At 50.2% G+C, this 3,295-nt stretch carries 2 rRNA genes; both read left to right on the top strand.

Going from position 1 to position 3,295, the window contains the following annotated elements:
* Positions 1-166 precede the first annotated feature (166 nt).
* Positions 167-3,134 (top strand): 23S ribosomal RNA (locus H0R92_RS13925).
* A 60-nt stretch (positions 3,135-3,194) separates the two neighbouring features.
* A 5S ribosomal RNA gene (gene rrf / locus H0R92_RS13920) occupies positions 3,195-3,295 on the top strand; the annotation flags it as partial.

The following is a 3,295-nucleotide window of genomic DNA, read 5'->3' as shown; positions in this document are numbered from 1 at the left end:
CAGAGGAACTTGACAAGTATAGGGAAGGGAAACGCACGTAAACGGAGGCTTGAGTGCTTAAAAAGGGTCGGTTTGAAGAAAGTTGAGTATTTTCAAAGGTTTGCCGGCCGGCTTGACGGGCATTGTGAGTCGGAGAAGTTTACGGATAAAGCGAAAAAGATAATATGGTCAAGCGAATAGAGGTTTATGGCGGATGCCTAGGAGCTGTGAGGCGAAGAAGGCCGTGATAAGCTGCGAAAAGCCGGGGGGAGAAGCACATATTCGGTGATCCCCGGATAGCCGAATGGGGTAACCCAATGGGAGCGATTCCATTACTGGATAGATGAATAAAATAGTCTAGCAGAGCCAAACTGAGTGAAGTGAACCATCTAAGTAACTCGGGAACAGAAATCAAGAAGAGGAGCGATCCTCCGGAGATTCCGAAAGTAGCGGCGAGCGAAATCGGAGGAGCCCAAACCCGTTTAACGGGGGTTGTAGGGCCGCATGGGGATGACCCGAAGAGTTTTGAGAAAACATATATATAGCGGAAAGGTTTGGGAAAGCCTGACACAGAGGGTGAAATCCCCGTACGCGACATGTATATGTCTCTTTGATGCGGTACCTGAGTACGGCGGGGCACGAGGAACCTTGCCGGAAGCAGGGTCGACCACGATCCAAGGCTAAATACTCCACAGCTACCGATAGTGCAGCAGTACCGTGAGGGAAAGGCGAAAAGAACCCCAGTAAGGGGAGTGAAATAGAACCTGAAACCATAAACCGACAAGATGTTACAGCCCTATAAGGGTAGTAGCGTGCCTTTTGTAGAATGAGCCTGCGAGTTATCTTATGCAGCGAGGTTAAGGAATGGTAGTTCCGGAGCCGCAGGGAAACCGAGTCTTAATAGGGCGATAAGAGTTGCATGAGGTAGACCCGAAGCCAAGGTGATCTAGTCATGAGCAGGTTGAAGCAAGGGTAAAGCCTTGTGGAGGACCGAACTATAATCTGTTAAAAAAGGTATGGATGACTTGTGACTCGGAGTGAAAGGCTAAACAAACCTGGAAATAGCTGGTTCTCCCCGAAATGCCTTTAGGGACAGCCTTATACAAATTTAGCGGAGGTAAAGCACTGGATGGACTAGGGGGCGTCACTGCCTACCAAACCCAATCAAACTCTGAATGCCGCTAAACAACGTATGGGAGTGAGACTGCGTGCGACAAGGTTCGTAGTCGAAAGGGAAACAGCCCAGACCAACAACTAAGGTCCCGAAATACCGCTAAGTGTAAAATGAAGTTTGAATGCACAGACAGCCAGGAGGTTGGCTTAGAAGCAGCCATTCCTTAAAAGAGTGCGTAATAGCTCACTGGTCGAGCATGCAAGCGCAGATAATGTAACGGGGCTAAGCGGTATACCGAAGTTTTGGATCTAATGCATTAAGCATTAGGTGGTAGGGGAGCATTCCATGTGCCGATGAAGGTATACCTGTGAGGGGTGCTGGAGGTAGTGGAAGAGAGAATGCAGGCATAAGTAACGCAAAGACGGGTGAGATCCCCGTCCGCCGAAAACCTAAGGTTTCCTGGGTAAAGGCAATCTGCCCAGGGTAAGTCGGCCCCTAAGGCGAGGACGAAAGTCGTAGTCGATGGGAAATCGGTTCAAAATCCGATACCTTTATCAGTTTCGAGGGCAAGACGCATGAGGTGAAACCCGGCCGGAGAACGGTAGTTCCGGTCGAAGCAACAAGCTGTTGAGAGCGATAGGCAAATCCGTCGTTTGAGGTAAGTTGTGACAGCGAGCTAAGAGAAAGTCGAAGCGAAGCGGGTGTAATCACGGTGCCGGGAAATATTGTCTAAGGCTAGGCTGGTAAAGACCGTACCGTAAACCGACACAGGTAGGAAGGATGAGAAATCTAAGGCGCACGAGAGAACTCGCGTTAAGGAACTCGGCAAAATGCACACGTAACTTCGGAAGAAGTGTGGCCCGATTTGGTAAAAGAAGAGGGTGGCACAGAGCAGGCCCAGGCGACTGTTTATCAAAAACACAGCCATCTGCTAATCAGTAATGAAACGTATAGGTGGTGACACCTGCCCGGTGCCGGAAGGTTAAGAGGAGATGTGAAGGGAGCCCTGAAGCATTGAATTGAAGCCCCGGTAAACGGCGGCCGTAACTATAACGGTCCTAAGGTAGCGAAATTCCTTGTCGGGTAAGTTCCGACCCGCACGAATGGTGTAACGATTCTGGGCACTGTCTCAACGCGAGACTCGGTGAAATTTATATACCGGTAAAGAAGCCGGTTACCCACAGTTAGACGGAAAGACCCCGTGAACCTTCACCGTAACTTACTATTGGGATTTTATTTATCATGTGTAGAATAGGTGGGAGACTATGAAGCGTGGTCGTTAGGCTGCGCGGAGTCGCACGGTGAAATACCACTCTTGATGAATGAAATTTCTAACCCGTGCCGTGAAGCCGGTATGGGGACAATGGTAGGCAGGCGGTTTGACTGGGGCGGTCGCCTCCTAAAGAGTAACGGAGGTGCGCGAAGGTCACCTCACTCTGGTTGGAAATCAGAGCGCGAGTGTAAAGGCACAAGGTGGCTTGACTGCGAGACTGACAGGTCGAGCAGGTACGAAAGTAGGTCTTAGTGATCTGGCGGTAGCGAGTGGAAGCGCCGTCACTTAACGGATAAAAGGTACTCCGGGGATAACAGGCTGATCTTCCCCAAGAGTTCACATCGACGGGAAGGTTTGGCACCTCGATGTCGGCTCATCGCATCCTGGGGCTGGAGCAGGTCCCAAGGGTTTGGCTGTTCGCCAATTAAAGCGGTACGTGAGCTGGGTTCAGAACGTCGCGAGACAGTTCGGTCCCTATCTGCTGTGGGCGTTGGATGATTGAGAGGAGCTGCATTTAGTACGAGAGGACCGATGTGGACGAACCTCTGGTGTATCTGTTATTCTGCCAAGAGTAAGTGCAGAGTAGCTACGTTCGGAAGGGATAACCGCTGAAAGCATCTAAGCGGGAAGCCCACCTCAAGATAAATCATCCCTGAGGGTATAACCCTCCTAAAGACTCCGGAGACACTATCCGGTCGATAGGCTGCAGGTATAAGTACAGCAATGTATTCAGCCGAGCAGTACTAATCAGTCGTGAGGCTTGACCATATTATCTTTTTTGTTTGAAATGTAAGACGTTTCCCCCTTATTTTAACTTGGTATTTATTGCCCGGTGGCCATAGTGGAGAGGTAATACCCGTTCCCATCCCGAACACGGAAGTCAAGCTCTCTTACGCCGATGATACTGCATTCGCGGGAAAGTAGGTTGC

This window comes from Treponema sp. OMZ 840, from assembly GCF_050937815.1.
Taxonomy (GTDB): Bacteria; Spirochaetota; Spirochaetia; order Treponematales; family Treponemataceae; genus Treponema_C.
The sequence above is the reverse complement of the archived record's forward strand: the minus strand, read 5'-3'. Positions and strand labels throughout refer to the sequence as shown.